This window comes from Paenibacillus sp. QJM3NY_38, from assembly GCF_056173265.1.
Map to the genome: position 1 here is coordinate 1,874,993 of NZ_CM149665.1, position 26,815 is coordinate 1,901,807.

Consider the following 26,815-nt stretch of genomic DNA (forward strand, 5'->3'; position numbering starts at 1 on the left):
ATCTTCCGTGTGAAGTGTGTGCTCTTTCGTTTAAGCCAGCGGATTAATAAGGAACTTTATCCGCCGTTTCGATCGTTCCGCCGCCAAGGCATTCGTCCCCTTGGTAGAAGACAACGGCTTGGCCCGGCGTGATCGCTTTTTGCGGCTTTGCAAACGCGACATGAACGGTTCCGTCTTCGCGCGGCGTTATCGTTACTTCCTGGTCCGGCTGACGGTAGCGGAATTTCGCGGTGCAGGTGTAGGCGTCTTTGGGCATAGCGTCTTGTCCTGCAATCCAGTTCATTCCGGAGGCAACGAGTCCGGTTGAATACAAACACGGATGATCGCCTTGAACAACGTACAAAATATTGTTAGTCAAATCCTTGTCGGCAACAAACCAAGGCTCTCCGGAGCCTGAGCCGCCGATTCCGAGACCTTGGCGTTGTCCCAGCGTGTAGTACATCAGGCCATCATGGCGGCCTTTCACCTCACCGGTGACAATGTCCACCATATCGCCGGATTGGGCGGGGAGGTATTGTCCAAGAAATTCTTTGAAATTCCGTTCGCCGATGAAACAAACGCCGGTGCTGTCTTTTTTCTTGGCGGTATACAGTCCGGCTTCTTCGGCGAGTCGGCGAACTTCCGGTTTCGGCAGATGCCCGATCGGGAACATCGCCTTGGAGAGCTGCTCTTGGCTCAGCGCATTGAGGAAGTAGGTTTGATCCTTGTTGCTGTCGACGCCGCGCAGCAGCCGGTACTGTCCGTCTTCTTCGATGACGCGGGCGTAATGGCCGGTAGCGACATAGTCGGCTCCCAGATCCATGGCCTTGTTCAGAAATTCGCCGAATTTGATTTCACGGTTGCACATGACATCGGGGTTCGGCGTTCTCCCAGCTTTATATTCATCGAGGAAATAGGTAAATACTTTATCGAAGTATTCCTTCTCGAAATTGACGGTATAGTAGGGAATGTCGAGCTGCTCGCACACGCGGCGCACGTCTTCAGCGTCCGCTTCAGCTGTGCAGTAGCCAAGCTCATCGGTATCATCCCAGTTTTTCATAAAGATGCCGATCACTTCATAGCCCTGCTGTTTGAGCAGGAGCGCTGTTACGGAGGAGTCGACTCCTCCCGACATGCCGACAACGATACGAGTGTTATGTTTTTCTTTTGACATCGTTATCACCATTTTCATATTGAATTGTGCCCATGGAGGTATTTTAACATATTGGAACAAGGTTCACACGTTTCATTTTGTCCACTCAGGGTGAACATTTTTCAATCATTCCAGCTGGAATATTACCCATTGAGGTCCAGGATATGTTACCATAAGCTGAGGGTAATGATCGGAATACGGAGAAAAATACAGGATAAGCTGCTTCACACGTAGATTACGCCGTATTTATCGCTCACCCGCCACCTACAACTCATTACAGGATGGACATAATATACAATTACCGAAAGAGGTGTCACCTTTGAAGATATCAACAAAAGGAAGATACGGATTAACCATTATGATGGAGCTGGCCGCCAGGTTTGGTGAAGGGCCGACTTCGCTGAAGAGCATTGCCGAGAAGAACCAGCTGTCGGAACATTATCTTGAGCAGCTGATCGCACCGCTGCGGAATGCGGGGCTGGTCAAAAGCATCCGCGGCGCATACGGAGGCTATATCCTGTCCCGTGATCCGGCATCCATAACGGCCGGGGACGTCATCCGCGTACTGGAAGGACCGATATCCCCTGTGGACTTCACGGAAGAGGACGATCCGGCGAAGCGGGATCTGTGGCTGCGCATCCGCGACAGCATTGCTGAAGTGCTGGATTCCACGACGCTGGATTATCTGATCAACTATCAGGAACAGTCTGCTGCAGACAACTATATGTTCTATATTTAAGGGTGACGGATATGAGATCAGTATATTTGGATCATGCCGCATCAACCCCGGTTCATCCGGAGGTTGCCGAGCGGATGATGAAGGTGATGACAAGCCAATACGGCAATGCTTCAAGCGTTCATGCTTTTGGACGGGAAGCGAAGAAGATCGTGAATGGGGCGCGTGATCGAATTGCGTCCCTTTTAGGATGCCAATCGGACGAGCTGGTGTTCACGGCCGGCGGAACCGAGAGCGATAATCTGGCTATACTTGGATTGCTGGAGTCGCTAGGTGTGAAGGGCAAGCATGTGATTACGTCGGCGATTGAACACCATGCGGTGCTTCATACATGCCATGAGCTGGAACGGAGGGGCTGTGAGGTTACCTATGTCCCCGTCGACTCTACCGGGCGTGTCTCTGTGGAGGACATTGCGGGTGCAATTCAGGACAACACAGCGCTTGTCACCATTATGTATGGCAACAATGAAGTAGGCACCGTTCAGCCGATCAGCGAAATCGGCGAGCTCTGCCGCAGCCGGGGCATCGTGTTTCATACCGATGCTGTTCAGGCCTTGGGATCGGAAACGATCAACTGCCGCGAGCTTCCTGTGGATATGTGGAGTTTTTCCGCCCACAAAATCAACGGCCCCCAGGGCGTCGGAGCATTGGTTGTCCGCAGAGGTCTCAGCGTATCTCCGCGTCTGTTCGGAGGGCTGCAGGAGAAGAAGCGTCGCGCCGGAACAGAGAATATGGCTGGAATTGCCGGTTTTACAGCAGCAGTGGAATGGACCGTTCATAATATGGAGGCGCGTATCCGGCATTATCGCGAGCTGAGATCGACGCTGCTTGAAGGGCTTCGTCAGGAGATTGGCGAGGATGATTTTGTGATCAACGGAAATTCGGAACATTACCTACCTCACATCCTAAATATCAGCTTTCCCGGTGCCAACACGGAGACGATGCTGATGAACCTCGATATGGAAAGAATTGCGGCGGCAAGCGGCTCGGCTTGTACGTCGGGATCTCTGGAAATATCCCATGTACTCCAAGCAATGAAACTTTCTGATCCTGTTTTGCGCTCCGCGATTCGTTTTAGTTTCGGTTTGGGTAATACTACACAAGAAATGGAGTACACAGCCCAAAAAATTGGAACCATCCTTAATCGGTTACGTAAATAGATGTTAAGGGATTTCTCCTTCTAGGGAATAGGGGGTATGCGTTCGTCCATTTCATCCTTGGAAATGGCCCGTCAGGCTAACGAAATTTTGACCGGCGGCTGATTTCAAACCATGAAGGATGAGGAGGTGTCCACTGTATATGAAACTTCAAGAAATGATTGGACTGGCTGTATTCGACGTGGAGAACGGTAAGGAAATCGGCAAAATCCACGATTTTATACTAGATGAGAACTGGTTGATTACCGGGTTGGAGTTGGAAGGCAAGGCTTTGTTTTCCTCGCATGTGAAAAGCGTCTCATGGGAAGATATCGTAGCATACGGGGAAGATGCCGTCATGATCCGGAGCCAAGAGGCTGTCCGCAAGCTGGGCGCCAATGATATACCGCTTACGTACCTTTTGGGCAAGCGCAAACTGAAAGAGATGCAGGTCTTGACAGAGGATGGTATCCTGCTCGGGCGTATATCGGATGTTTATTTTGAGCAGGAACAGGGCAATACAATACTAGGGTTGGAAATATCCGATGGATTTGTCTCGGATTTGATCGAAGGTCGCAAATGGCTGCCTTGCACAGCGGAAATGGCTATCGGCGAAAGTGCCGTTATGGTACCCCCGATGAGCGAACAGCGTCTGGAAAAAGCCATTAATTCTGTGAACGGATAGGGTGAGGTAGGATGAAATGTCCAAACTGTAGTTCCAAAGATATCGGGAAAATCGGCTCCCACCAGTTTTATTGCTGGGGTTGCTTTATCGAATTGACAGTCAACGGAGAGAAAATGTCCGTATACCAGGTAGAAGAGGATGGCACGCTCAGCTCGCTGGATGATTTGTTCTTCGGTGATGAAATGCAGCCGGATTTCCCTCCTATGCACGCGTCTTCCTAAAGAACGCGTACATATTGTAAGATAACGACTCCTTGCTGAAGGCCTGTATGGCTGACGAAGCAGGAGTCTTTTTCACTTTGTCCGGCGGAAATGTTAGTTTATTTCTGGATGCTTGTACATATACTACAGGGTAGCTTTCGAAAAAGGAGGGTGCCTGTGTGGAACAGCTGACCGAAAACAAATGGTTTCGATTGTTGGTATGGTTAATGCTCGGACTCATCTCTCTTTACTTTGTCTGGCTGCTGCGTCCGCTGTTTCTGGATGTCTATCGATTTCTCAAAGCTGTCCTGGCGCCATTTCTGGTTGCCATGATCATATCTTATGTGCTCAATCCGGTTGTATGCATGCTCTCTGACCGCAAAGTTCCGCGGAGCATGGCGGTGCTGCTCATTTATGCCGTCTTTCTCACGTCGCTTGCCGTCATTCTGATGAACATGATTCCGATGCTGATTCGACAGCTGGAGGAGCTCAACGAGCACTTGCCTGAATTAACGATGAACGCCCAAAGCTTGATGACCAATCTGGACAGCAGGCTGCTGCCTCCGGGAGTAAGGACAGGCGTCAACAGCTGGTTCTTGCAGATGGAATCGAGGCTGGCCGGAGGGATCTCGGATTTCATGGACAATATCGGCAACACGATTAATATCCTGTTTAACGTGTTAATTGTTCCATTCTTGATCTTTTACATATTAAAAGATTTTGAGGTGTTCCAGCGAACCGCGGTATCCTATCTGCCGCGGAGCCGCCGGAAGTCGATTGTTACGCTGCTTAAGGAAATCGACACGGCTCTTGGAAACTATGTTCGCGGACAATTCCTGGTATGCTTAATCATCGGCGTACTGGCTTATGTAGGCTATATGATCGTTGGTATGCCTTACGCACTGCTGCTGGCAAGCATCGTGGCGGTGTTTAACATCATTCCGTATTTGGGCCCTTTTCTCGGGGCGGCTCCTGCGCTTGTGATGGCGTCCACGATTTCCTGGAAGATGGTGCTGCTGGTGGTGGCCGTTAATATGATCTGCCAGACGCTGGAGAGCAATATCATTTCGCCCCAAGTGGTGGGGAAAAAGCTGCATATGCATCCGCTCCTGATCATTTTTGCGCTCCTTGTCGGCGGTCAGATCGCAGGAACCGTGGGCTTGATTTTGGCTGTTCCCGTCTTTGCCGTCATCAAAGTGCTGCTGCAGCATTTTTTCGCTTATTATGTCAGAAGGAAATCCGGCTGAAGACTCCAGTCTGTAGCGGCAATGTTCATGCATTGACAGATAGTTTCGCCCTATATATACTTGAAATGATAAACCTATAAACGAACAAAACGATGAGAAAATCAAGTAGGCTTTGCGTACCTTGCCCAGAGAACAGGTTCCTGCCCGGAGAATTTCCGGCTGGCTGCGAGAACCTGGAAGCGAACCTAAGCCGAATGCTAATTTTTGAGTGTGATTCAAATTCACCGGGTGGCCCCCGTTATCCAGCCGTTACGAGGCGATCGTCACATATGTGATTCCAGGAGGACCCTGCTGGAGGATGAATGGACGATAACCAGGGTGGTACCGCGAGAACATCGTCCCTGAATTTAATTCAGGGGCGTTTTTTGTGTTCGGAACCAAGTGATCCGGGCGCCATATTATGACTGGAGGAAGTGTAGAGATGAAAGCTAGTGAAATCCGTTCCAAATGGCTAGAGTTTTTTGCAGAGAAAGGCCACAATATCGAGCCAAGTGCATCGCTTGTTCCGCACAATGACCCGTCCCTGCTCTGGATTAATGCAGGCATGGCTCCGCTCAAGCCTTATTTTGACGGGCGCGTGAAGCCGGAAAATCCGCGAATTGCGAACTCGCAGAAATGTATTCGGACCAATGATATTGAGAATGTCGGCAAAACCCGTCGTCACCATACATTCTTCGAAATGTTGGGCAACTTCTCCATTGGGGATTATTTTAAGGAAGAGGTTATCACCTGGGCTTGGGAGTTCCTGACGGACAAGAAATGGATCGGCTTCGATCCGGAGAAGCTGTCCGTTACCGTCTATCCGGAAGACGAGGAAGCCTTCAAATTGTGGAACGAAAAAATCGGACTTCCGAAGGAACGCATCATTAAGCTGCAGGATAACTTCTGGGATATCGGCGAAGGACCTTGCGGACCTTGTACCGAGATTTTCTATGATCGCGGCGAAGGATACGACACGAATGCTCCGGAATCCGAAATGTTCCCTGGCGGTGAGAATGAACGCTGGCTCGAAGTATGGAATCTCGTATTCTCCCAGTTCAATCACAACAAGGACGGCAGCTATACACCGCTTCCGAACAAGAACATTGATACGGGTGCGGGACTTGAGCGCTTTGCTTCCATCCTGCAAAACGTAGCGTCCAACTTCGATACCGACCTGTTCCAGCCGATCATTCAGAAGACGGCAGAGCTAGCCGGCGTTAAATACAATGAGAAGACGGAGTACGATATCGCACTGAAGGTCATTGCAGACCATATCCGTACGGTTGCGTTCGCAGTAGGCGATGGCGTGCTGCCTTCCAACGAAGGACGCGGCTATGTCATCCGTCGTTTGCTCCGCCGTGCGGTTCGTTACGGAAAGGTGCTTGGGCTGGACAAACCATTCATGTATACTTTGACCGGAACCGTAGGTGATATTATGGGCGTATACTACCCAGAGGTCGTTGAGAAGCGCGCCTTTATCGAGAAGGTCATCGCAACGGAAGAAGAACAGTTCCACAAAACGCTCTCCGACGGCTTGAACATCCTGGCTGACGTTAGCGCCGATGCGAAGAAGCAGGGCAAATCGGTCATCAGCGGCAGCGACGCGTTCAAATTGTACGATACGTATGGCTTCCCGTTTGATTTAACGGAGGATTATGCGTCCGAACACGGATTGACCGTGGACCGTGAAGGCTTTGATGCTGCGATGAAGGAACAGCGTGACCGTGCGCGTGCGGCCCGTCATGAAACGGAAAGCATGAAGGTTCAAGGCGGCGTTCTTTCCGATTATACGGTTAAAAGTGAATTTGTTGGATATAATGACACCGTCAGCGAGGCGAAAGTGCTCGCCATTGTTTCAGGTGACAGCTTCGCAGACAGCGTCAGTGAAGGCGAGACCTGTCAGGTCATTCTGGACGTTACCCCGTTCTATGCCGAAAGCGGCGGTCAGGTCAGCGACCAGGGGATGATAGAAGGCGGATCCGTTCGTGCCAGAGTGGAAGGTCTCTTCAAGGCTCCGCATGGACAGCATGTGCATTTCGTAACCGTAGAGCTCGGCGAGCTTAAAGTGGGCGATACGGTCAAAGCGCAGGTGGACTCCGCTATGCGCAATGATATCGTCAAGAACCATACCGCTACACACCTTTTGCATAAAGCGTTGAAGGAAGTGCTGGGCGATCATGTCAATCAGGCAGGTTCCCTTGTTGAACCGCAGCGTCTGCGCTTCGACTTCTCCCACTTCGGCAGCATTACGCCTGAGGAGCTGGCCGATATTGAGCGCCGCGTGAATGAACAGGTATGGAAGAGCATTCCGGTTGTTATCGAGCGCAAGGCCATTGATGAAGCGAAGGCGATGGGCGCCATGGCGTTGTTCGGAGAGAAATACGGAGATATCGTCCGTGTCGTTCAGGTCGGAGATTACAGCATCGAGCTGTGCGGCGGATGCCATGTAGGCAACACCTCCCAGATCGGAATCTTCAAGCTGCTTGGCGAGAGCGGCATCGGCTCCGGCGTTCGCCGGATTGAAGCCGTAACGGGACGTTACGCTTATGAGCATCTGGAGAGCCAAATGGACCTGCTCAAGCAAGCCGCAGGTTTGTTGAAGAGCAATCTTGCGGACGTGCCGAAGCGGATTGAAGGCCTGAACCAGCAGGTGAAGGATCTTGCCCGGGAGAACGAGTCCCTGCAAGGCAAACTCGGAGCGATTGAGGCTAGCCAGTTGACCGATAAAGTGAAGCAGGTCGGAAACACGTCGCTGCTTGCAGCTGAAGTGCAGGCTGGCAGCATGGATGGACTCCGCGGCATTGCTGACGAATTGAAGGGCAAGCTGCCGGAGACGATCCTCGTGCTCGGCTCCAAAGCAGGCGACAAGGTGAATTTCGTCGTAGCCGTTCCGCAGGATCTGGTGAAGCAGGGCTATCATGCCGGCAAGCTCGTTAAAGAAGTGGCTTCAATATGCGGTGGAGGCGGCGGAGGCCGTCCGGATATGGCGCAAGCCGGCGGCAAGGACGGTTCCAAACTGACCCAGGCGCTGCAGCACGCCGAGGATCTCATAGCCCGGGGCGTGTAACAGATTTGTCCAGATTGTGTACAGCAAGCAATCGTAAGCGGGATCCAACGTTTTGCTGTACACAATCCCGAATTTTTTGGAACACTCTCTAAATATTTCGCTTTCGATTTCCGTAGAGACTTAGGATTATGTTATGATATAACTAGATCAAGCTGGTAAATATTTATTCGACGAAGCATGGTAAACATGTTCTTTGAAGAAGCGAGGTGTGTCACACATGGACTCCATGGATAAGACTGTCAAGTTCAATGTAAAAGGTGATGAAAAGGAGGCTTCCGCCCAGGACATTCTACTTTCGGTATACGATTCGCTGGTAGAGAAGGAGTACAATCCGATTAACCAAATCGTAGGGTATCTTTTGTCCGGGGATCCCGCTTATATACCTCGGCACAATAATGCCAGAAGTTTGATCCGGAAAAAAGAGCGAGATGAATTGATTGAAGAACTGGTCCGGTTCTATTTAGCCAGTCACCGTTAGGAGCACACAGGGATGAAGAAGATCATGGGATTGGATTACGGGGACCGCAGAATCGGTGTTGCCATAAGCGACGCGTTCGGATGGACGGCCCAAGGGGTTGAAGTTATCGAGCGCCGCCGTGATGAAGGCGAACTGGACAGAATTGCCGCACTCGTTAAAGATAACGAGGTCGGTGAAATCGTGGTCGGCTTGCCTAAAAATATGAACGGCACGATTGGTCCGCGGGGCGAAATCTGCATGGAATTCGCAAGCACATTGCGAGAGTCCCTATCCTTACCCGTTCACCTTTGGGATGAACGGCTATCAACAGTATCCGCTGAAAGGACATTGCTTGAAGCCGATGTCAGCCGAAAGAAGCGAAAACAGGTTGTAGATAAAATGGCGGCAAGCTTGATTTTGCAAAACTACTTGGATTCTAAAAGGTAAAGGTGAGGGTGATTACAATGGCTAATGAGCATATTGGTATGGAAGAAGAACCGGAAATTATTTATATTCCCGACGATGAAGGCAACGAGGAAGAATTCGAAGTCATCATGAAATTCGAAGTGGATGGCTCGGATGCTAAATATATGATGGTCGTACCAAGGGAGTCTGCCGACGAAGAGACAGACGAGGTCTACGCCTTCCGTTATGAGGAAGACGGAGACGACTTGAAATTGTTTATGATTGAAGACGATGAAGAATGGGCCATTGTTGAAGAAACCTTCAATACGCTCGTGGAAGAGCTGGACGGGAGAGACGAATGATGTCTGATTTTTCGGTTGAGAATATCGTATGGACCCAAGTACTTAAGGAAGCATTCGGTGAGAGTGTCGAGCTTGAGGACGATAAAGGCCATATCGAGGTTTATGATATTGCCGCCGAATTTGAAGTGGATGGTCAAGGGTATGCCATTCTGGTTCAGCCGGATCGAACCGATGAGGAGTACGAGGTGCTACGTATCGTCAAGGGCGAGGACGGCGGATTGCAGCTGGCAACCATTGACGACGACGAGGAATGGGAGAATGTGTCAGAGCTCTATGATGAGTTGACGTTTCCCGAAGGAGACGAGGATTAAGTTCCCTCCTGCAGGAGCACATGCTTAATTTTCAAATGAAAGTTCAGGAAGGGGCGGAGCTGTCCGCCCCTTTTGGTGTGAAGGGATGAGTAGATTGAAGAAACTGGCAATAGCAGTATTGGTCCTGATCCTCCTTGCGGGCGGGGCCGTATTTTACGTATGGAATGGTTTACAGCCCGTTCAAAGCTCGGAAACTCCCGTCGAATTCACCGTGGAGTCCGGCATGAGCACGTCCTCTATCGCCGATCTGCTTGAGGAAAAGGGACTGATCAAGAATGCCCTTATACTTAAAGGTTATTTAAAGCTTAGCGGGGAAGGAAGCCGTCTGATGGCAGGAACCTATGAGGCAACCCCAGGCACTCCGTTCAAGGAACTGTTATCGAAGATGAACAATGGCGAAGTGAAGCCCGAGGAGATGGTTCGTTTCACGATCCCTGAGGGATATACGATCCTTCAGATGGCAGAGACCATCGCTCAAGAGAGCGGAATCGATGAGAAGGAATTCTTGAAGGTTGTGGATCAGCCTGCCGGCTGGGATGTTCCGATTGCTGGAGAAATTCCCCAGGAGGCAGACCTCCGGCATCATCTCGAGGGATACTTGTTCCCTGCGACCTATGAACTTCCGAAGAAGGATATCACGGCAAAAGGCATTGTAGAAACCATGCTGAAAGAAACGGAGAAACGTTTGGCCGAAATTCCGGGTTGGGAGCGTCAATTGGAGGCTCGCGGCATAACGTTCCATGAACTCATGACCATCGCTTCGCTGGTGGAGCGGGAAGTGGTTGCAGATCAGGAGCGTGCCCTGGTGGCTGGCGTTATATATAATCGATTGGAAGAGGACATGAAGCTGGAAATCGATGCAACCGTTCAATATCTGTTGGATAAACCGAAGGAACGATTGCTTTATGCCGACCTTGAGGTTGAAAGCCCGTATAACACATATCGTCAAAAGGGTCTGCCGCCTGGCCCGATCTCGAGCCCGAGCCTGGAATCGATTCAGGCTGCTTTGAATCCGGAGAAATCCGATTATTTGTTCTATGTAACAAAGAAAGACGGTACACAAGAGCATCTGTTTGCCAAAACGTATAAAGAGCATTTGAAGAATATCGAGACCAGCAAGAAGATGGCACAACAATAATATTACGTGTTGAGCAAGTCCGCTGATACGCTGAGTGACAAGGAACAGATCCAGCTCGTACTCAGAAGAGTCTTGTTGAACAACCTCTAAGTAGGGAGGATTTTTTAAATGAGTATCAAACCTGAATTAATGGCAGCAGCCGGGTCTCTGGCTGATGCCGCTGCTTACCTGGAAGCGGGAGCCGACGCACTGCTCGTTGGCGAGGATCGATTCGGCATGAGACTGCCTGGCAGTCTGACTTTGGACGAAATAACCCAAGTCGTACAGCTTGCTCATGAACGAGGAAGCAAAGTGTACGTCAGCTTGAACAACTTGATGACAAATGATTTGCTGCCCGAGCTGCCTGCCTATGTTAAGGCGCTCGGAGAAATCGGGGTAGACGCGGTGGAATTTAACGATCCATCCGTACTCACTACCGTAAAAGAGCTGGCTCCACAGGTAAAACTTCATTGGAACGCAGAAATGACCGCCACCAACTATTCAACGGCCAATTACTGGGGAAGCAAAGGCGCCTCCCGGGTTATTCTTGCGCGTGAATTAAATATGGACGAGGTAACCGACATGAAGCCGCAGCTTCAGCTGGAAGCACAGGTTCAGGTTCATGGCATGACCAACATCTATCATTCCAAGCGGCGCCTGGTGAACAGCTATATGCAGCAGCAGGGCAGACCGGTGAATGAAGGCAGCCTTGGCAAGGAGCGCGGTTTGTTTCTCATTGAAGCTGAGCGTCAAGAAGAGAAATATCCGATCTATGAAGATATCAACGGAACCCATATTATGAGTTCGGAGGATATTTGCATCCTGGAGGATTTGCATCTGTTAATGGCAGCAGGCATGGATAGCTTTAAGGTTGAGACGCTGCTGAAGCCGCGGCATTACAATGAGCTGGTGATTCGAACCTATCGCCAAGCGATTGATTTATATGCTGCAGATGCATCCACTTATGCTTTTCAGGAAGAGTGGATGGACGGAATTCGTGCGATTCAGGATCCGGAACGTGAATTGTCGTTTGGATTTTTCTATAAGGAACAAGTTTATTAAGGAGTGGACAGCATGGAAGCAATGGCACAGCCAAAGTACAAGGGCAAACGCTATCGCCTGGACAAGCCGGAATTGCTCGCCCCGGCGGGTAATCTGGAAAAACTGAAATTTGCGGTGCATTATGGCGCTGATGCGGTATACATTGGGGGTCAGAAATACGGGCTTCGTTCAAATGCGGACAACTTCAGCTTTGAAGAAATGAAAGAAGGCGTGGAGTTCGCCAAGAAATACGGCGCCAAAGTATTTGTGGCAACCAACATATATGCGCATAATGAGGACATTGAGGGAATTGAAGCCTACCTGCGAAGTTTGGAGGAAGCAGGCATTGCGGCAATCATCGCCGCAGATCCGGCAATTATTGAAGTGGCCAAACGTGCCGCGCCCAAGCTCGAAGTTCATCTGAGCACACAGCAATCCACGCTGAATTGGCAGGCCGTGAAGTTCTGGAAGGATGAAGGATTGCCGCGGGTTGTACTTGGACGCGAGGCGAGTCTGGAGGAAATCGCGGCGATTAAAGAGCATGTCGATATTGAGATTGAAGCCTTTATCCATGGCGCGATGTGCTCCTCGTTCTCCGGTCGCTGCGTGTTGTCCAATCATTTTACGGATCGTGATTCCAACCGGGGCGGATGCTGCCAATCCTGCCGTTGGAAATACGATTTGTTTGTGGATGGAAGAGAAGAGCAAGGCCAGTGTATATCGGAAGAGCAGCAGTTGATGGAACAGCCAGCCCCTGCTCCGTCCCCATTCAAACCGGGCGTTACACAGATCCCGCTGTTTCAGCCGGAAGACAACCAGTTTACGATGGGGTCGAAGGATCTCTGCATGCTGGGGCATATTCCGGATCTGATTGAGGTGGGAATCGACAGCTTCAAGATTGAAGGACGGATGAAATCGATCCATTACGTAGCGACTGTGGTTAATGTATATCGACAGGCGATTGATTCCTATATGGCTGACCCTGATCATTATGTATTGAAGCCGGAATGGATCGAAGAAATTAATAAAGCGGCCAATCGACCGCTGAATACCGGGTTCTTCTATGATACACCTGACCATGAGGATCATATCTATGAACCCGAAGAGAAGGCGGTCCCTTATGACTTCGCCGGCCTGGTGATGGAGTATGACGAGAAGTCGGGAACGGCTGTCATTCAGCAGCGGAACCACTTTAAGCCAGGGGATGAAATCGAGTTTTTCGGACCGGAAGGAACCTTCTTTAAGCAGGCAGTTGGTCCTATTGAGGATGAGAACGGCAATGAACTTGATGCAGCTCGCCATCCTTTGCAGCTCATTCGCATGAAGGTGGATCAGCCGGTGCGCCATTTTGATATGATGAGAAAGCGTAAAGGATAACAAAATATAGTTCTAAAGAACTACACAATTGAGAATCCGGGTCTGTGGATGGACCTTGGATTCTTTTTATTTGTGAAAAAATTAGGGATTAAGAATTATTTTTTTGCGAAAACCCAAAGGAAAACACCTCCAATTGTCGAAATAAAGAGTAACGAATACGTTTCAAGGGATTGGACCGACGTATTAATAATATGATTGTGGTAGGTGAACAGCTAATGTCAGAAGTTGAGCAGCATGATAAGAAGCCGAAAAAGGGCAAGAAGCCCGGGGGTATCAAAGAGAAAAAAGAAAAACCTTCGGCATCAACAGGGATACATACTGCCAAGTCGTTTTTTGCAAGCGTGGGAACGGCTGTAAGCCGGATGCCGATGAACCCGGCGAAATCCGTCGGAATCCGGTTGTTCCTGATCTTTTTGTCAGCGATTGTATTTTTTGTGATCGTCTTGGGTTATCTGTCCTACGATAAGGCGAAGAGCACGATTGAGAAGAATGCTGCAAACGGCAATCAGCAGACGATCATTCAAACCTCTGAGAAAATCGACATCATTCTGGAGAAGTACGAGAATGCCGGTAGACAAATCTTCTATGACATTGAATTGCAGAAGTTGTTGTCTGAATACACGGATAAAAAGTTAAGCGATTACGACGCGTTTACGGTGGAGCGCAGCATTCGGGATAAACTATCCAATCAGATAACATCGGATTCGTCGATCCGAGCCATTTATTTGATCCCTACCAAGGGTGAGAAGATCATATCGGCAGGTCAAGCCTCGGAGTCCTCGAAAACCGTCCTTGAGCAAAGCTGGTATACCGAATTGAAGGAAGGCGACAAGAAGATTATGTGGCTGCCAACGATGCAGAACAGCGGGGCACCATATTTCACGATTGCCCGTTCTTTGGGGTCTATGAACGATCTGACTTCAACGTATGTGGTAATGTTTGAACTTAACGCCTCGGTACTGGACACGCAGCTGAAGGGAATCAACCTGGGCGAGAACGGCCAGCTGCAATTGATCAGTCCGGAAGGCATCGTTGTTTCCTCCAGCGAGTCCTCCATTGTGGGTTCGGAAACCGCTTGGACGTTTGCGAAGGAATTTCCGGCCGACACCAAAACGGATGACGTAAGAACGAAGGATGAGGAAGGAAGAAATGTACTGGCGGTCTATAATACGCTGAACACCAACGATTGGAAGCTCGTAGGATCTGTCCAAACCAGCGAGCTGACAAAGGATGCATCAAGCATACTGGTCATCACGCTTATCGTGGCTGCCATCGATGTTATTTTTGCTATTCTGATCGGGATTTGGATGGTAAGAATGATTGCCCGTCCATTAGGCAAGCTTAACCTGTTGATGAAGGAAGGCGCCAAAGGCAATTTGAATGTTCGCACAGATCATAAGAGCCAGGACGAAATCGGTCAGCTCTCCGCAAGCTTTAACGATATGATGGAGCAGATTACCGGACTCGTTCAGCAAACGAGCAATACCGCTCAGGAAGTGCTTAGAACGGCAACCGAGTTAAGTGATGCCTCGAAGAAGACGGCAATTTCCGCCAAAGAAATTGCCGTAGCGACCGAGGAGATTGCCAACGGTGCCAGCAGTCTGGCGGTTGAAGCCGAGCGCGGCAGCGATCTGACCAACAATATCTCGAAGCAGATGCAAATGGTCGTATCAGCCAACGAAGAGATGGGCAAATCGGCCCGTCACGTGGAAAGCGCGAGTGAGCTTGGAACGAAGCATTTGAGTGACTTGCTGGATAAGACCCATCAGACTGAGGATATGACCCGTTCGATGATGCACAAGGTTGATGGCTTGAAGGAGACAACTTCCTCGGTTGTCAAAGTGCTGGACGTACTTCAGAATATTACAAAGCAAACGAATATCCTTTCATTGAATGCAACAATCGAGGCTGCCCGTGCTGGGGCGGCTGGTAAAGGCTTTATGGTCGTGGCCGATGAGATCCGCCAACTGGCAGACCAATCCAGGCAGTCCATCGATATGGTCAGCCAGATTACAGACCGCATCATGACGGAGATGAATGAAACCGTCCAGGTATTGCTGGATGCGAATCCACTTTTCAAAGGTCAGATGGATGCTGTTAAGGAGACGAATGATATCTTCGTATCCGTTCAGCAGCAGATGGTCGATTTTATCGAGTCCTTGGATTCGGTAACGCATTCGATTGATGAACTGAATGAATCTCAAAATGTACTCTCGGAAGCGATGAGTAATGTGAGCGCGGTAGCCGAAGAATCCTCCGCGACTTCGGAAGAGGTGGCTTCTCTCTCTACAGAGCAGCAAAGCGTTAGCAGTCAGCTGGTTAATCTATCATCGCAGCTGGAGAATGTATCGAATGACCTGAAAGAGACCTTGTCTCGTTTTAGACTGTAAGATTGAAATATAATTCAAAGGCTGCTCCATCCGCTTAAGCTGATGGGGCAGCCTTTTTCATATTACTGAATTTATTAGTTTTCAGCGAAGCGAATAAGCAACGAAGCATAGGCTCCACTTTGTGAGGCTATTTTTGATGCCGGATAAAAATAACTTTCAGAGGCAATGATAACGGAGAATATGGTTGAAGGAGTCGAGGTCACTTGAATACATGGCAGCCTGGTCATACACCTGAATTCCTGTCAACGAATCTTAAGGAAAATCTGACAACATTTAGCTTGTTACTCAACGATCCTAGCGACCTTACCACGAAAGTGCTGCAGGTTGGAGGGAGCGCTTATACCTCTGCCATTGTCAGCCTCGAAGGGTTATCTGATCAATTGTTGATTAAGGAGCAGATTATCCAGCCGATCCAGCAAAATCAGGAGCTTTCCCAGGAATCCATGATAAGTGCTCATATGATGCTGCACGAGATTGAGAATCGGATGATATCGCTGCAGATAACCAATCGTACAAGGCGATGGGATGAGGTGATTCCTATCATTCTCTCGGGCGATACGGCTTTAATGCTGGAGGGGACGGATGAAGTCTTACTGATCAAAAGCCGCAAGTGGCCGGCACGCAGCATTGAGGAGCCTCAAACCGAAGCGCTGGTTCGCGGGCCGAGGGTGGGATTCACGGAGAGCATTTACACGAACATATCTCTATTTACGAAGACATATTCGGGAGCCTAATCTGACGATCGACACGCACATCATCGGCAGACGATCCAATCAATCCCTTGCGGTCATCTATATTAAAGGCCTGACGAATCCCGATCTAATTGAAGAAGTGAACCGCAGGCTGAAGTCACTGGATCTTGATTATGCTCCTGAATCCGGGACGGTAGAGCAGTGGATTGAGGACAGCTTTTTATCGCCGTTTCCGCAGATCCTGAATACCGAACGACCTGATAAAGTGACTTCTGCCCTGCTGCAGGGAAAAGTAGCGATTTTGCTGGATGGTACCCCCTTTGTGCTGCTTCTACCGTTTACTTTTGTCTCTCTGTTACATTCCCCAGAAGATTATTATGAACGATGGAGCATTGGCTCGCTTATACGCTTGCTGCGTCTCGCGGCTATCGGAATTACCTTGTTTCTACCCGCGCTGTATATTGCTATTCTGTCTTTCCATCCAGGGATGATTCCGTTTAAACTCGTATTCTCGATTGCTGCTTCCCGGGAAGGCGTGCCTTTCCCTGCTGTGATCGAAGCCTTACTGATGGAGGTTACACTGGAATTGCTGCGTGAAGCGGGAATCCGCCTACCGAAGCCGATAGGTCAGACGATTGGTATTGTCGGAGGACTTGTAATAGGGGAGGCTGCGGTTCAGGCTGGGATCGTGAGCCCGATTATGGTTATCATTGTGGCACTGACAGCGATATCGTCTTTTGCCATTCCATCTTACAGCGCAGGCATATCTTTTCGAATGCTGCGCTTTGCAATCATGATTGCTGCAAGCATTCTGGGACTGTACGGGATCGTGTTGACTTTTATCATGATCTGTATCCACTTGATGAGGCTGCACACTTTTGGAATCCCTTATCTCAGTCCCGTTGCACCCTCTATTCAGCATGATTGGAAGGATATGTTTATCCGCGTGCCGGTGACTTGGCTTACGCGCAGACCTTTATTTATGAAGCCCCAAGACATCCATCGGGCAAAAAAGCGGTGATTTGTAATGAACAATAACCAATTAAGCAATCAATCGATTGGCAGTAAAGAGATTGTATATTCTGTTAGTAATATGTTGATAGGACTCGGGATCCTTACGCTCCCTAATACGATTGCAAGGAACACCCATTTTTCGGATGGCTGGATGTCGATCATGCTTGGGGGCATGATCGCTCTTGGATTTGCATGGGCGATCGGGGCGTTGGCATCAAGGTTTCCCGGCAAAAATTATCATGCGATGGCAACGATCATCCTGAATCGAAAAGCAGCTCATGTGGTGACGCTGCTGATCAGTCTATACCTATTGTTGTTTGTCAGTTATCAAGTGCGCGGGGTTTCCACCATCACAAGACTATATCTATTTGATAACACGCCGGAGGAAATCATCGGTTTAATTTACTTACTGGTGCTCATTTACGCAGTCGCAGGGCCGAGCATCGCTTTGATACGCCTGAATCTGATTTTTTTCCCCATCGTTGTATCGATCATGCTGCTGATCGTAATTTTGAATCTCGGAAGTTTAAACATGCATTATCTGCTGCCTGTGTTTAAAACCGACTGGAGACGAATCGTTATCACTTCAAAAGATACGGTATTCTCCTATTTAGGGCTCGAAATTATGCTGTTCTATAACATTTACGTTGTCAGGAAAAGCAAGCTTCTCGGTTCCGTCTTCCGGGGGGTGTTAATACCCATCTTTATCTACTTCATTATTTTCGTTTTTGTCATTGGTGTTTTTGGACCGATCGTGGTCTCCAATACACTGTATCCGTTAGCGGAATTGGCTAAAGAGGTTGAGGTCCCTGGGGGTATATTTGAACGGTTTGAATTTTTCTTTTTTGTCATCTGGTTGATGACGTTATTCAGCACGAATGCGATGGCGTTTGATGTAGCTTTACTGGCACTGGAATCCGTTTTTCCTAAATATCGCAGATTTACGATGATCCTCATTCTGGCACCAATCCTGTTCATACTCGGTTTATTGCCAAGCACGCTCAGGGAGCTTAACGTATTTGCCGAATGGATCAGCTATATGGGTATCGGATTCGCCTGGTTGCTTCCGGCTCTGCTGCTCTTGGTGGCCAAGATACGGGGGGTGAAGGGCAATGGCTAAAATGCTTCGGATGCTGATGTTGTTCATGCTGGTATGGCCTTTGGCAGGCTGCTGGGACCGCATAGAAATCGAGGAGCGTGGATTTGTGGTAGGTACTGCACTTGATGCGGCAGAGGATGGACAAATTAAGCTTACGTTTCAAATTGTCGTGCCTACACAGATGAAAGGGTCCAGCGGTCAGAAGAATGAGGGAGGAAGCCCTTTTATCAATCTATCCTCAACCGCGGACAGCGTATTCAAGGCTGCACGGAAGATGTCGAATGAGATCAGCCGCTCTCCTTATCTTGCCCATAACCAAGTGATCGTCATCTCGGAGAAACTGGTTGAAACGGAGCACGTTGGCGATGTACTGGATTTATTCGTCAGGGATCCGGAGAACCGAAGAGCATCTAATATTATGGTCTCTCATGGAGAGGCAAGCAAGATACTGGAAACCCATTCGAAGATTGAAACCTTGCCTGCGCAATATATTCGTTCAACGCAAGAGAATAAGGACAAGAGCGAATCCATAACGCCTCCTACAAATATTGGTGAACTGCATCATTTTCTGCTATCCAAGTCCAGTTATGCCCTACCTAAGATTTCCATCACGGAGGATGACAGAATATCCACCAGTGGGGCCGCAGTGTTTAACGGTGAGAACTACGAGTTCAAGGGTTTTCTGGACCAGGATGAAACCACGGGCCGTAATATGATCCAGGGAACGGTCAAAACAGCATCATTGGAACTGGTTGTTCACGGCAAACAGCTTGTTTATGAAGTCAAGGAGTTCAACCGGATCATTCGCGTCCATCTGGATGAACGGGGTCTTCCTGAATTTGATGTTGAGATTTCGGTCAGAGGAAATATTGGAGAATCGGAGCTGGATCAAGGTGAAAACGTTCGTGAATTAAACGGAGAGATCAAACGCAAAGCCGAGCAACGGATCAAGCAAATTGCCATGGACGTTATTCTTAAGGCGCAGAACGAATATAAAACCGACTTCCTGGGGTTTTGGAAAAAATGCCAAGAGCGGGAATATCGCACATGGGTGCGTTACAAGAATGACTGGGACCGTGGCCAATCTATATTTTCGCAATGCAAGATTCATGTGAACGTTGACGCAAAAGTCAGAACCATTGGAACCGTTACCGGTACCGAATAAGAGAAGAGGGGAAATGATGGACCTTCGCTATGACCTTTTGTTAAATCCGCTTGTTGTGATATGCACGCTCCTGCTCATCATCGTTCCGTTCACCCTATTCAAAATAAATCAGTATCTGCACAAATATGGTGACCCGCCCTGGAAGCAGCCAAAGAAACCGGATTAAGAGTCAACGTTTTAATCAGGGGCGTCTTTTCTGAAGAGCTCATTTTGGTAGAGAAGCGAGGGTGATTGAGGCAGCTTCCATATGGAAATAATGATGAGACAATAGACCATATTGGAGGAGCAAGACATGAGGCTTATCCGCAATAAGCGAATTACATACGGATGGCTGATACTCACGCTTTTAATCGCCGTATTGACGCTGCGTCTTGCATGGGTGCAGCTTGTGATGAAGCATCAGCGGGTTCCCGGCAGCCGGCATACGATGGTTGAGGCATCGCTGATCCAGAGGGAGCGGGGCATTGTGCTGGATTCGGGTCGCGGTCATTTTACGGATCGGAACGGAAAGCCGCTCACGGGCAAACTCATCTGGGCAGCCGTGATGTTTCCTGCTGGCGAGCAGGAACTAAAGAACTCCCATCATCAGTTAGTGAAGCTGGCCCGTATACTGGGAACGAATAAGGAGCATTTGATACAGACTTGGGGTAAGTTAAAGGAACCAGAATTGTGGCATGGGGACAAATCCCTCATTCCTCGTTCCTTAACCAAAGATGAGATAACGCAGATTCAAGAGCTTGAACTTCCGAAACTCAAGGTTCTTCCTTATGAGCAGCGATACGGCAATCGCCAATCGGGAATGCAGTGGCTTGGTTTTGTGTCCGGTCAGCGTAAGGAAAGCCTGTTCTTTGACGATTATCCAGTGGTTACCGGAACCAGTGGCTTGGAGAAAACAATGGATTCCTTGATACGGGGGCAAGGGCCGACCATCGTTTATTTTCCGGTTAACAGCACCAATGAAGTCATTCAGGATATCAAGCCCATGGTGAAGGCGCCTGACAATCGGTACTATCCGTTACGGATATCCACCACGATTGATATCGATATTCAACAAGGGATTGAGGCTATAACGGAGAAAGCGGGCATGAAAGAAGGGGCGGTTGTTGTGTTGGATGCCCGAAATGCGGATATCGTGGCCATGGTTTCAAGACCATTCTACAATCCGGAGCAGATTCATCCGAAGGATGGTCAGTGGGAGAATCGTGGGTTGAAGGCAGCCACACCAGGGTCCATTTTCAAGCTGGTCACGGCTGCAGCCATACTTGAGCATGGTTTAAGCTCTGAAGACGAACATTTCCATTGTGATGGCGAATACGGTAAGTTTGGAATGTCCTGCTGGAAAAAGGGGGGGCATGGAACGATAGATCTTCGTGAAGGCTTCGCGGAATCATGCAACGTTGTATTTGCTACACTTGCGGAGAGACTGTCCGCTCAGCAAATGGCGGATGCGGCCGCCGCACTGGGATTCGGGCAAACGGTAGGTTGGAAATCTCAGCAGTTTCTAGGTCTCCGTTCTTTTGCGCCGTTGGATCATGAAGAGAAGGGTACGGTATTTTCCAGCTCGGCTGACGCCTCAGATGCAGGTGTTAGAGTCCAGACAGGCATAGGCCAAAGGGATGCTGCCGTATCCCCGCTGCAAGCCGCCAATGCGATGGTAACGCTGCTTCATGGCGGGGTGAAGACCCAGCCCCGTATTTTACAGCAGATTCGGTATGCTAACGGACAATTGCTGCAAGATACGGATCCTTTACAGGAACGAACATCTGGAAAAGGTATTTCCCGGGAAACCTCTTCCATTCTGCTCGGGTGGATGAAGGACGTTGTCGAAGAGGGAACAGGCAGCTCATTAAAAAATCGCATATGGACTCTTGCAGGTAAATCCGGTACGGCCCAGGTAACAGTGAAAGGCCGTGCCCGAAACAACCAGTGGTTTGTCGGGTACGGCCCAGTGGAGAAGCCACGTTATGCCGTGGCTGTATTGGTTGAGAATCGGAACCCGAACAGCAGCAATCAGGCAACCGACATATTCGGTCAGGTTTCCGATTTCTTGGCTTCGGTTGAATCGGCTTCCGGCTCTGCGTAAGAACGGGACATGTCCCATGGAGACACATCGAATTCTTCGCTCGGCAGCCGGATCCACTGCTTCAGATATCCCTGCGTAAGCAGTTCCTTGATGAGAATCAGCAGGATGGGCGCCAGGATCAAACCGGCAACTCCAAAAATGGAAAGCGAGATCATCATAAAGGACAACATCAGGAATGCAGAGGATACGCCGATCGAGTTTCCTGTAATTTTAGGCTCGAGCAGCTGTCTGGAAATGACAACCACGGCAAGCAGCACGATCAAGCCAATGGCGAGTCCCGTGTTCCCGACGATGAACAAATAGGTAATCCACGGAATAAGAATAACGGGAACACCCAGCAGCGGCAATACATCGAACACGGCGCAGATGAGCGCAACGGACAGGGAATTTCCCGTACCTAATATCAGAAGTCCTATATATACAATAACAAAGGTAATGCTGACCAGCTTCATCTGAGCTTTTAAATAGGAGCCAATTGCCTTGAATACATTATCTTTGAGGAAAACAAAAGCCGTCTTGAGGGTTCTCGGCGTCTTGTCTTTGGCGATTCTCCGCCAGCTGCCGATCTCAGTGCTCAGGAAGAAGGCAAGGATAATCGCAACCCCGAAATTCGCGATGAACGAGGAGAACGACCCCATAAATCCGACGACATAATGGAAAAATGATTCTGCAGCACCTTGGGCAAAGGTAGTGATGTCTTGGAAATAACCGTTCAGACGTTCTGTCAGATCCGGTGGCAGGGCGTCGAGCCTGGTCTGCAGGAATACGAGGGTTTCCGAGAAATGTTTCTGGATCGTTTGGGTGTAAGCCGGCAAATTATCCTGCAGGTTCATGAACTGCGACACGATGAGAGCCCCTGCTCCGAACAGGACGCCCAGAATGACGAGCAGGAAGAGCAGAACGGATATTGCCGCGGCAAATGGTTTCGGGAGCCCTCTGCGGTGCAAAAATTTGGAGAAAGGCTCGATAATCAGGAAAACGAGGAAAGATAAAAACACCGGAGCCGCAATTTGGTACAGCTTGCTGAATATGAACATGATGAGGTAAACCGTAAGCACGATTAAACCTATATCAAAGGCGGTTCTCCAATATTTTTTATACAAGGGAAGCATAGTGGGATATCGGCTCCTTTATACTTTATTAATTGATATCATTGTACACGATTTGTGAAAAAAAAGCCTATTTCTTTAAGTGCTATGCTAAAATAATAATAGTGGGTTCATTAGAAAAAGAAATAAAAAGCGGGGAGTTAGCATGCAAACATTACTGCTATGGTTGTTTTACCTTTCATCTTTTTATGCATTTATTCCCGGCATCTTGACCCGGATATTTGGTTTCCGAGTATTTCGCAGGGGAACAGGCTCGAACGACTTTGCCTTAACCTTTGATGATGGTCCTGATCCGCTCTATACACCAAGACTTCTGGATCTTTTGAAGCAGTATAATATGAAGGCGACGTTTTTCCTGGTGGGTTCCCATGCCGAGAAACATCCAGAAGTTGTAAAACGCATTCATTGTGAGGGTCATCTGATCGGGATTCACAACTATGTTCACAAGAGCAATTGGTTCATGCGGCCGGTCACTGTCCGTAAACAAGTCAAGCGCACGGATGATATTATTTACTCCATCACTGGTGAACGATCGAGTTATTACAGACCGCCGTGGGGAATCGTGAATTTATTTGATTTTGCCAAAAATACCGGCTGCCGGATCATCCTATGGTCCTCGATGTTTAATGATTGGCGGAGCAAAATCGGCGCCGATAAGCTGACCCAGCGAATGCTTTCCAAGCTTAACGGTGGTGAGGTTATGCTCCTACATGATTGCGGCACGACAATGGGGGCGAATCCCGATGCACCGGAGCAAATGCTGATCGCGCTAGAACGTGTTCTGAAAGTCGCAGAGCAGAAGGGAATGAGAAGCATCCGAATCGACGATATGATGGCGAAGGAAAGCAAAGCGAAAGCGAAGAAACTGTCTCCTCTGAAGCGTATGATTGTCTCGTTGTGGCTTCTGTGGGAAAAAGGATTTCATGCGGTATTTGCGCTCAAAACGGTCTCGCCGGCAGATCCGATGCTGCATTTCCGAAAGCGCGCTTTTACAGGCAAAACGGTCGTGATGGAAGATGGCAGCCAGCTAGAAAAGGGAGACCAGGTGCTGGAACTCCATTTTGATAACAAAAAATTGTTTGAGATCGGCAGCCGCTCCCGTTCGGAAGTGCAGCTCGCTATCAAAATGATTCGTGCCGTGCAGAATGATCTTCCTTCTCTGGCTAATATGGTATTGGAACGGCCTGAGTACAAGGATATCAAGGGATTGTATGCTGTAACCATGATTTCACGGGGACCGGAGCAATTCGGATTTCATGTCATGGATTTACCGCGGGGACTGTTTGCAAGCTCGTCCAGACTGTATCTGAAACTGCTGCTTAGCGTTATTCATCCGAAAGGGCAGGCCCGTCTTAAAGAGGGCAGTCAGATCATGGAGCCAAAAATGCTAATGATGCCGGTGGATGTTCTGATCGGGCGTTATGCTGAGAAGAAGAGTCAGATTCAGCCTCCATCCGAGGAGCAGCAGGAAATAGAGCAGGAACATGTGGCTGACCTGGCGGTTGCCGGTGCATCGCAGGGCATGTAGTTCATCGAATCGATGGTTTACTGTCATTATGTTGGATTATCTAATAGATGTAGCGTGGATATTAAAAAGGGGTTATCCCCGCAGGCTTCAATGCCTGCGAGGGATAACCCCTTTGCTTTGTACGAATGATGAATTAGATTTTCAATACGCCGCCTGAGCTGGCGTTCGTAACAAGCTTCGAGTAGCGAGCAAGATAACCGGTCTTCACTTTCGGTTCGAAGTCAACCCATTTGCTGCGGCGTACAGCCATTTCCTCGTCGGAAACGTCCAGCAATTGAATGGTCCGGTTATTCAGGTCAAGCTCGATGATATCTCCGTCTTCAACGAAAGCGATAGGTCCGCCTTCCGCCGCTTCCGGCGAGATATGTCCGATGCTGATACCGCGGGAAGCACCGGAGAAGCGTCCGTCTGTGATCAGACCGACTTTGGCTCCGAGTCCCATACCTGCGATCTGTGAGGTCGGCGCCAGCATTTCCGGCATACCAGGTCCGCCCTTAGGCCCTTCATAACGAATGACAACCACATGACCTTCCTTGACCTTGCCGTTGGCAATTCCGCTAAGCGCCTCGTCCTGAGAGTTAAAGCAGATAGCAGGCCCTTTATGGTATCCGCCAACCGATGGGTCAACGGCACCGACTTTGATGATAGAACCTTCAGGAGCCAGATTGCCATATAGTACCGCGAGACCGCCGCGTTCGGAATACGGGGAATCGATCGGATGGATGACGTTCTGATCCTGGATTTCACAGCCCGCTACGTTCTCGGCCAGCGTCTTGCCTGTTACAGTGATGCGATCCCCGTGCAGTGCGCCCGGCTTCTTGAGAAGCTCATGCAGAACCGCGCTCACACCACCTGCCAAGTGTACGTCTTCAATAAAGTAATCCGAAGCTGGAGCCAGCTTGGAGATGTGAGGAACGCGGTCAGCAACTTCGTTGATCCGCTCCAGTGGGTAATCGAGACCGGCTTCTTGTGCGAGAGCCAGCGTATGAAGCACGGTGTTGGTGGAACCGCCCATCGCCATATCCAGCGCAAACGCGTTGTCGATTGCTTCAACGGTTACGATATCACGCGGCTTGAGGTCCATTTTGACGAGCTCCATCAATTGTTTGGCGGATTGCTTGACGAACTCTTTACGCTCTTCGGCGATGGCCAGAATGGTACCATTACCAGGGAGAGCAAGACCCAGCGCTTCGGCTAGACAGTTCATGGAGTTGGCGGTGAACATGCCGGAGCAGGAACCGCAGGTTGGACAACCGAATTGTTCCAGTTCCAGGAGCTCATCATCATTGATTTTGCCGACCTGGTGAGCGCCGACGCCTTCAAATACGGAGGTCAGGGACAATTTGCGGCCTTTGCTGTCCACGCCGGCTTTCATCGGCCCGCCGCTGACAAACACCGTAGGGATATTAACGCGCAGGGCACCCATCAGCATGCCGGGCGTGATTTTGTCACAGTTCGGGATACACACCATGCCATCGAACCAGTGAGCCGATACGACGGTTTCCAGGGAGTCCGCTATGATCTCGCGGCTTGGCAGCGAGTAGCGCATGCCGATATGACCCATGGCAATTCCGTCATCCACGCCAATGGTGTTGAATTCGAACGGAACGCCGCCAGCTTCACGGATCGCTTCCTTCACGATTTTACCGAATTCCTGAAGATGCACATGACCCGGAACGATGTCGATGTAAGAGTTACATACGGCGATGAACGGTTTGCCGAAATCCTCTTCCTTAACGCCTGCTGCACGCAGAAGGCTGCGGTGCGGCGCGCGGTCAAAGCCTTTTTTGATCATGTCTGAACGCATTTTTTTGGTTGTCATGATGTCGATTTCCCCCCAGATCTATTATAAAATTGTTACGCTTTAGCGCGGTCTTCCGGCAAAGCAGCCGGGTACCTGTAATCAGCGAATAGGTTTTAAATGAGTCTATCACAAAAAGGTAGGTTTTTCTACAATGATATTAATAGGAAGCAATGGAAAGACGCCAGCTGCGATGGCATGCAAAGAGCCTGTTTCCCTTGGGTGGGATCAGGCTCCTTTTTGAGTGGTGATGCTATTTCTTGCCGCCTTTGCGGCCAATTTCCTGATAGAATTCACGATTATGATTCCGCGAGGTGGCTTCGCCGCCCTTTTGACCGATTTCCTGGTAAAACTCGCGGCTATGGTTCTTGGACGTCGCTTTGCCGCCTTTTTTACCGATTTCCTGGTAGAATTCTCGGCTGTGTTTTTTCGCGGTCGCTTCGCCGCCAAGACGTCCTGCTTCTTCGCGGGTCATCTTTCGATTGCTGCTTGTTGCCATCACAAATCACTCCTTTACCGTCGTATTTGCTATGCGTATATGTTACTTACCACGGCTTATTTGTCATGAATCAAAACATTCGACTAAAGATTGGTAAATTTCCATTTCGGATCGATTTCTTAGTCCGGCGTTATTTCCGCTTAAATCAGAGTTTATTTCATGGTTTAATAAGAGTATGAT

The 26,815-nt window shown here is 49.3% G+C and carries 23 protein-coding genes and 1 pseudogene; 20 read left to right on the forward strand and 4 right to left on the reverse strand.

The features are described 5' to 3' along the window. Positions 1-43: 43 nt before the first annotated feature. On the reverse strand, positions 44-1,153 hold the full coding sequence (gene mnmA / locus AC0VZ8_RS08240) for a tRNA 2-thiouridine(34) synthase MnmA (RefSeq protein ID WP_162487654.1): 1,110 nt from the start codon (positions 1,151-1,153) through the stop codon (positions 44-46). 298 nt (positions 1,154-1,451) lie between these two features. On the opposite strand from mnmA, the gene cymR reads away from it, so the two are divergent. From cymR to AC0VZ8_RS08335, 19 genes are all read left to right on the forward strand, one after another. Then, a complete protein-coding gene (gene cymR / locus AC0VZ8_RS08245; RefSeq protein WP_071222772.1) occupies positions 1,452-1,871 on the forward strand; it encodes a cysteine metabolism transcriptional regulator CymR in 420 nt (139 codons plus the stop codon). Positions 1,872-1,882: 11 nt separating this feature from the next. Continuing rightward, positions 1,883-3,028 (forward strand): cysteine desulfurase family protein, encoded by a 1,146-nt coding sequence (locus AC0VZ8_RS08250; RefSeq protein WP_339295941.1) that lies wholly within the window; start codon positions 1,883-1,885, stop codon positions 3,026-3,028. A 139-nt stretch (positions 3,029-3,167) separates the two neighbouring features. Beyond that, entirely contained in the window at positions 3,168-3,689 is a 522-nt protein-coding gene (locus AC0VZ8_RS08255; protein ID WP_071222774.1) for a PRC-barrel domain-containing protein, read from the forward strand. An 11-nt stretch (positions 3,690-3,700) separates the two neighbouring features. Continuing rightward, on the forward strand, positions 3,701-3,910 hold the full coding sequence (locus tag AC0VZ8_RS08260) for a hypothetical protein (protein WP_071222775.1): 210 nt from the start codon (positions 3,701-3,703) through the stop codon (positions 3,908-3,910). A 158-nt stretch (positions 3,911-4,068) separates the two neighbouring features. Next, positions 4,069-5,136 (forward strand): AI-2E family transporter, encoded by a 1,068-nt coding sequence (locus AC0VZ8_RS08265; RefSeq protein ID WP_071222776.1) that lies wholly within the window; start codon positions 4,069-4,071, stop codon positions 5,134-5,136. 421 nt (positions 5,137-5,557) lie between these two features. Then, positions 5,558-8,185 (forward strand): alanine--tRNA ligase, encoded by a 2,628-nt coding sequence (gene alaS / locus AC0VZ8_RS08270; protein WP_475486595.1) that lies wholly within the window; start codon positions 5,558-5,560, stop codon positions 8,183-8,185. Positions 8,186-8,402: 217 nt separating this feature from the next. Further along, on the forward strand, positions 8,403-8,663 hold the full coding sequence (locus AC0VZ8_RS08275; RefSeq protein WP_006208869.1) for an IreB family regulatory phosphoprotein: 261 nt from the start codon (positions 8,403-8,405) through the stop codon (positions 8,661-8,663). A 12-nt stretch (positions 8,664-8,675) separates the two neighbouring features. Then, positions 8,676-9,089, forward strand: coding sequence for a Holliday junction resolvase RuvX (gene ruvX / locus AC0VZ8_RS08280; protein WP_194541519.1), 414 nt, complete (start codon positions 8,676-8,678; stop codon positions 9,087-9,089). Positions 9,090-9,106: 17 nt separating this feature from the next. Continuing rightward, complete coding sequence (locus AC0VZ8_RS08285) at positions 9,107-9,409, forward strand: DUF1292 domain-containing protein (protein WP_071222779.1); 303 nt, start codon at positions 9,107-9,109, stop codon at positions 9,407-9,409. Then, positions 9,406-9,720 carry a DUF1292 domain-containing protein gene (locus tag AC0VZ8_RS08290; protein ID WP_071222780.1) on the forward strand — a complete coding sequence of 105 codons (315 nt, stop codon included), beginning with the start codon at positions 9,406-9,408 and terminating at the stop codon, positions 9,718-9,720. The genes AC0VZ8_RS08285 and AC0VZ8_RS08290 overlap by 4 nt, the downstream gene beginning before the upstream one ends. Positions 9,721-9,814: 94 nt before the next feature. Continuing rightward, complete coding sequence (mltG, locus tag AC0VZ8_RS08295) at positions 9,815-10,858, forward strand: endolytic transglycosylase MltG (RefSeq protein ID WP_475487661.1); 1,044 nt, start codon at positions 9,815-9,817, stop codon at positions 10,856-10,858. Between the two features lie 108 nt (positions 10,859-10,966). Next, positions 10,967-11,899, forward strand: a complete 933-nt coding sequence (locus AC0VZ8_RS08300) for a peptidase U32 family protein (RefSeq protein ID WP_260064414.1) — start codon at positions 10,967-10,969, stop codon at positions 11,897-11,899. 12 nt (positions 11,900-11,911) lie between these two features. Next, positions 11,912-13,255 (forward strand): peptidase U32 family protein, encoded by a 1,344-nt coding sequence (locus tag AC0VZ8_RS08305; protein ID WP_475486596.1) that lies wholly within the window; start codon positions 11,912-11,914, stop codon positions 13,253-13,255. Positions 13,256-13,470: 215 nt separating this feature from the next. Then, positions 13,471-15,645 carry a methyl-accepting chemotaxis protein gene (locus AC0VZ8_RS08310; protein ID WP_475486597.1) on the forward strand — a complete coding sequence of 725 codons (2,175 nt, stop codon included), beginning with the start codon at positions 13,471-13,473 and terminating at the stop codon, positions 15,643-15,645. A gap of 203 nt (positions 15,646-15,848) precedes the next feature. Then, positions 15,849-16,379, forward strand: coding sequence for a spore germination protein (locus AC0VZ8_RS08315; protein WP_475486598.1), 531 nt, complete (start codon positions 15,849-15,851; stop codon positions 16,377-16,379). After that, positions 16,273-17,358 (forward strand): spore germination protein, encoded by a 1,086-nt coding sequence (locus AC0VZ8_RS08320; RefSeq protein ID WP_475486599.1) that lies wholly within the window; start codon positions 16,273-16,275, stop codon positions 17,356-17,358. The genes AC0VZ8_RS08315 and AC0VZ8_RS08320 overlap by 107 nt, the downstream gene beginning before the upstream one ends. 6 nt (positions 17,359-17,364) lie before the next feature. After that, positions 17,365-18,471, forward strand: a complete 1,107-nt coding sequence (locus AC0VZ8_RS08325; protein ID WP_475486600.1) for a GerAB/ArcD/ProY family transporter — start codon at positions 17,365-17,367, stop codon at positions 18,469-18,471. Then, the gene (locus AC0VZ8_RS08330) at positions 18,464-19,615 is read left to right on the forward strand and encodes a Ger(x)C family spore germination protein (protein ID WP_475486601.1); all 1,152 of its coding nucleotides are present in this window, start codon (positions 18,464-18,466) and stop codon (positions 19,613-19,615) included. Before AC0VZ8_RS08325 ends, AC0VZ8_RS08330 begins: the two co-directional genes overlap by 8 nt. A gap of 292 nt (positions 19,616-19,907) precedes the next feature. Continuing rightward, positions 19,908-21,698 (forward strand): peptidoglycan D,D-transpeptidase FtsI family protein, encoded by a 1,791-nt coding sequence (locus tag AC0VZ8_RS08335; protein ID WP_475486602.1) that lies wholly within the window; start codon positions 19,908-19,910, stop codon positions 21,696-21,698. Here the strand turns inward: AC0VZ8_RS08335 and AC0VZ8_RS08340 are convergent. Beyond that, a complete protein-coding gene (locus tag AC0VZ8_RS08340) occupies positions 21,647-22,810 on the reverse strand; it encodes an AI-2E family transporter (protein ID WP_071222789.1) in 1,164 nt (387 codons plus the stop codon). The two genes, AC0VZ8_RS08335 and AC0VZ8_RS08340, sit on opposite strands and share 52 nt — an antisense overlap. Positions 22,811-22,952: 142 nt before the next feature. On the opposite strand from AC0VZ8_RS08340, the gene AC0VZ8_RS08345 reads away from it, so the two are divergent. Next, entirely contained in the window at positions 22,953-24,335 is a 1,383-nt protein-coding gene (locus AC0VZ8_RS08345) for a polysaccharide deacetylase family protein (RefSeq protein ID WP_475486603.1), read from the forward strand. Between the two features lie 133 nt (positions 24,336-24,468). Here AC0VZ8_RS08345 and ilvD read toward each other — a convergent pair whose 3' ends face one another. After that, positions 24,469-26,157, reverse strand: coding sequence for a dihydroxy-acid dehydratase (gene ilvD, locus AC0VZ8_RS08350; RefSeq protein WP_475486604.1), 1,689 nt, complete (start codon positions 26,155-26,157; stop codon positions 24,469-24,471). 238 nt (positions 26,158-26,395) lie between these two features. Further along, positions 26,396-26,635: pseudogene (locus AC0VZ8_RS08355) on the reverse strand (KGG domain-containing protein); the annotation flags it as partial. Positions 26,636-26,815: the final 180 nt, after the last annotated feature.

Bases quoted from the DNA above. Each gene is read 5' to 3' on its own strand.
- AC0VZ8_RS08310 (WP_475486597.1), top strand. From the start codon at position 13,471: ATGTCAGAAGTTGAGCAGCATGATAAGAAGCCGAAAAAGGGCAAGAAG.
- mnmA (WP_162487654.1), bottom strand. From the start codon at position 1,153: ATGTCAAAAGAAAAACATAACACTCGTATCGTTGTCGGCATGTCGGGA.
- AC0VZ8_RS08285 (WP_071222779.1), top strand. From the start codon at position 9,107: ATGGCTAATGAGCATATTGGTATGGAAGAAGAACCGGAAATTATTTAT.
- ilvD (WP_475486604.1), bottom strand. From the start codon at position 26,157: ATGACAACCAAAAAAATGCGTTCAGACATGATCAAAAAAGGCTTTGAC.
- AC0VZ8_RS08335 (WP_475486602.1), top strand. From the start codon at position 19,908: ATGAGGCTTATCCGCAATAAGCGAATTACATACGGATGGCTGATACTC.
- AC0VZ8_RS08260 (WP_071222775.1), top strand. From the start codon at position 3,701: ATGAAATGTCCAAACTGTAGTTCCAAAGATATCGGGAAAATCGGCTCC.
- AC0VZ8_RS08340 (WP_071222789.1), bottom strand. From the start codon at position 22,810: ATGCTTCCCTTGTATAAAAAATATTGGAGAACCGCCTTTGATATAGGT.
- AC0VZ8_RS08290 (WP_071222780.1), top strand. From the start codon at position 9,406: ATGATGTCTGATTTTTCGGTTGAGAATATCGTATGGACCCAAGTACTT.
- AC0VZ8_RS08300 (WP_260064414.1), top strand. From the start codon at position 10,967: ATGAGTATCAAACCTGAATTAATGGCAGCAGCCGGGTCTCTGGCTGAT.
- AC0VZ8_RS08305 (WP_475486596.1), top strand. From the start codon at position 11,912: ATGGAAGCAATGGCACAGCCAAAGTACAAGGGCAAACGCTATCGCCTG.
- AC0VZ8_RS08275 (WP_006208869.1), top strand. From the start codon at position 8,403: ATGGACTCCATGGATAAGACTGTCAAGTTCAATGTAAAAGGTGATGAA.
- ruvX (WP_194541519.1), top strand. From the start codon at position 8,676: ATGAAGAAGATCATGGGATTGGATTACGGGGACCGCAGAATCGGTGTT.
- AC0VZ8_RS08330 (WP_475486601.1), top strand. From the start codon at position 18,464: ATGGCTAAAATGCTTCGGATGCTGATGTTGTTCATGCTGGTATGGCCT.
- alaS (WP_475486595.1), top strand. From the start codon at position 5,558: ATGAAAGCTAGTGAAATCCGTTCCAAATGGCTAGAGTTTTTTGCAGAG.
- AC0VZ8_RS08325 (WP_475486600.1), top strand. From the start codon at position 17,365: ATGAACAATAACCAATTAAGCAATCAATCGATTGGCAGTAAAGAGATT.
- AC0VZ8_RS08345 (WP_475486603.1), top strand. From the start codon at position 22,953: ATGCAAACATTACTGCTATGGTTGTTTTACCTTTCATCTTTTTATGCA.
- AC0VZ8_RS08250 (WP_339295941.1), top strand. From the start codon at position 1,883: ATGAGATCAGTATATTTGGATCATGCCGCATCAACCCCGGTTCATCCG.
- AC0VZ8_RS08255 (WP_071222774.1), top strand. From the start codon at position 3,168: ATGAAACTTCAAGAAATGATTGGACTGGCTGTATTCGACGTGGAGAAC.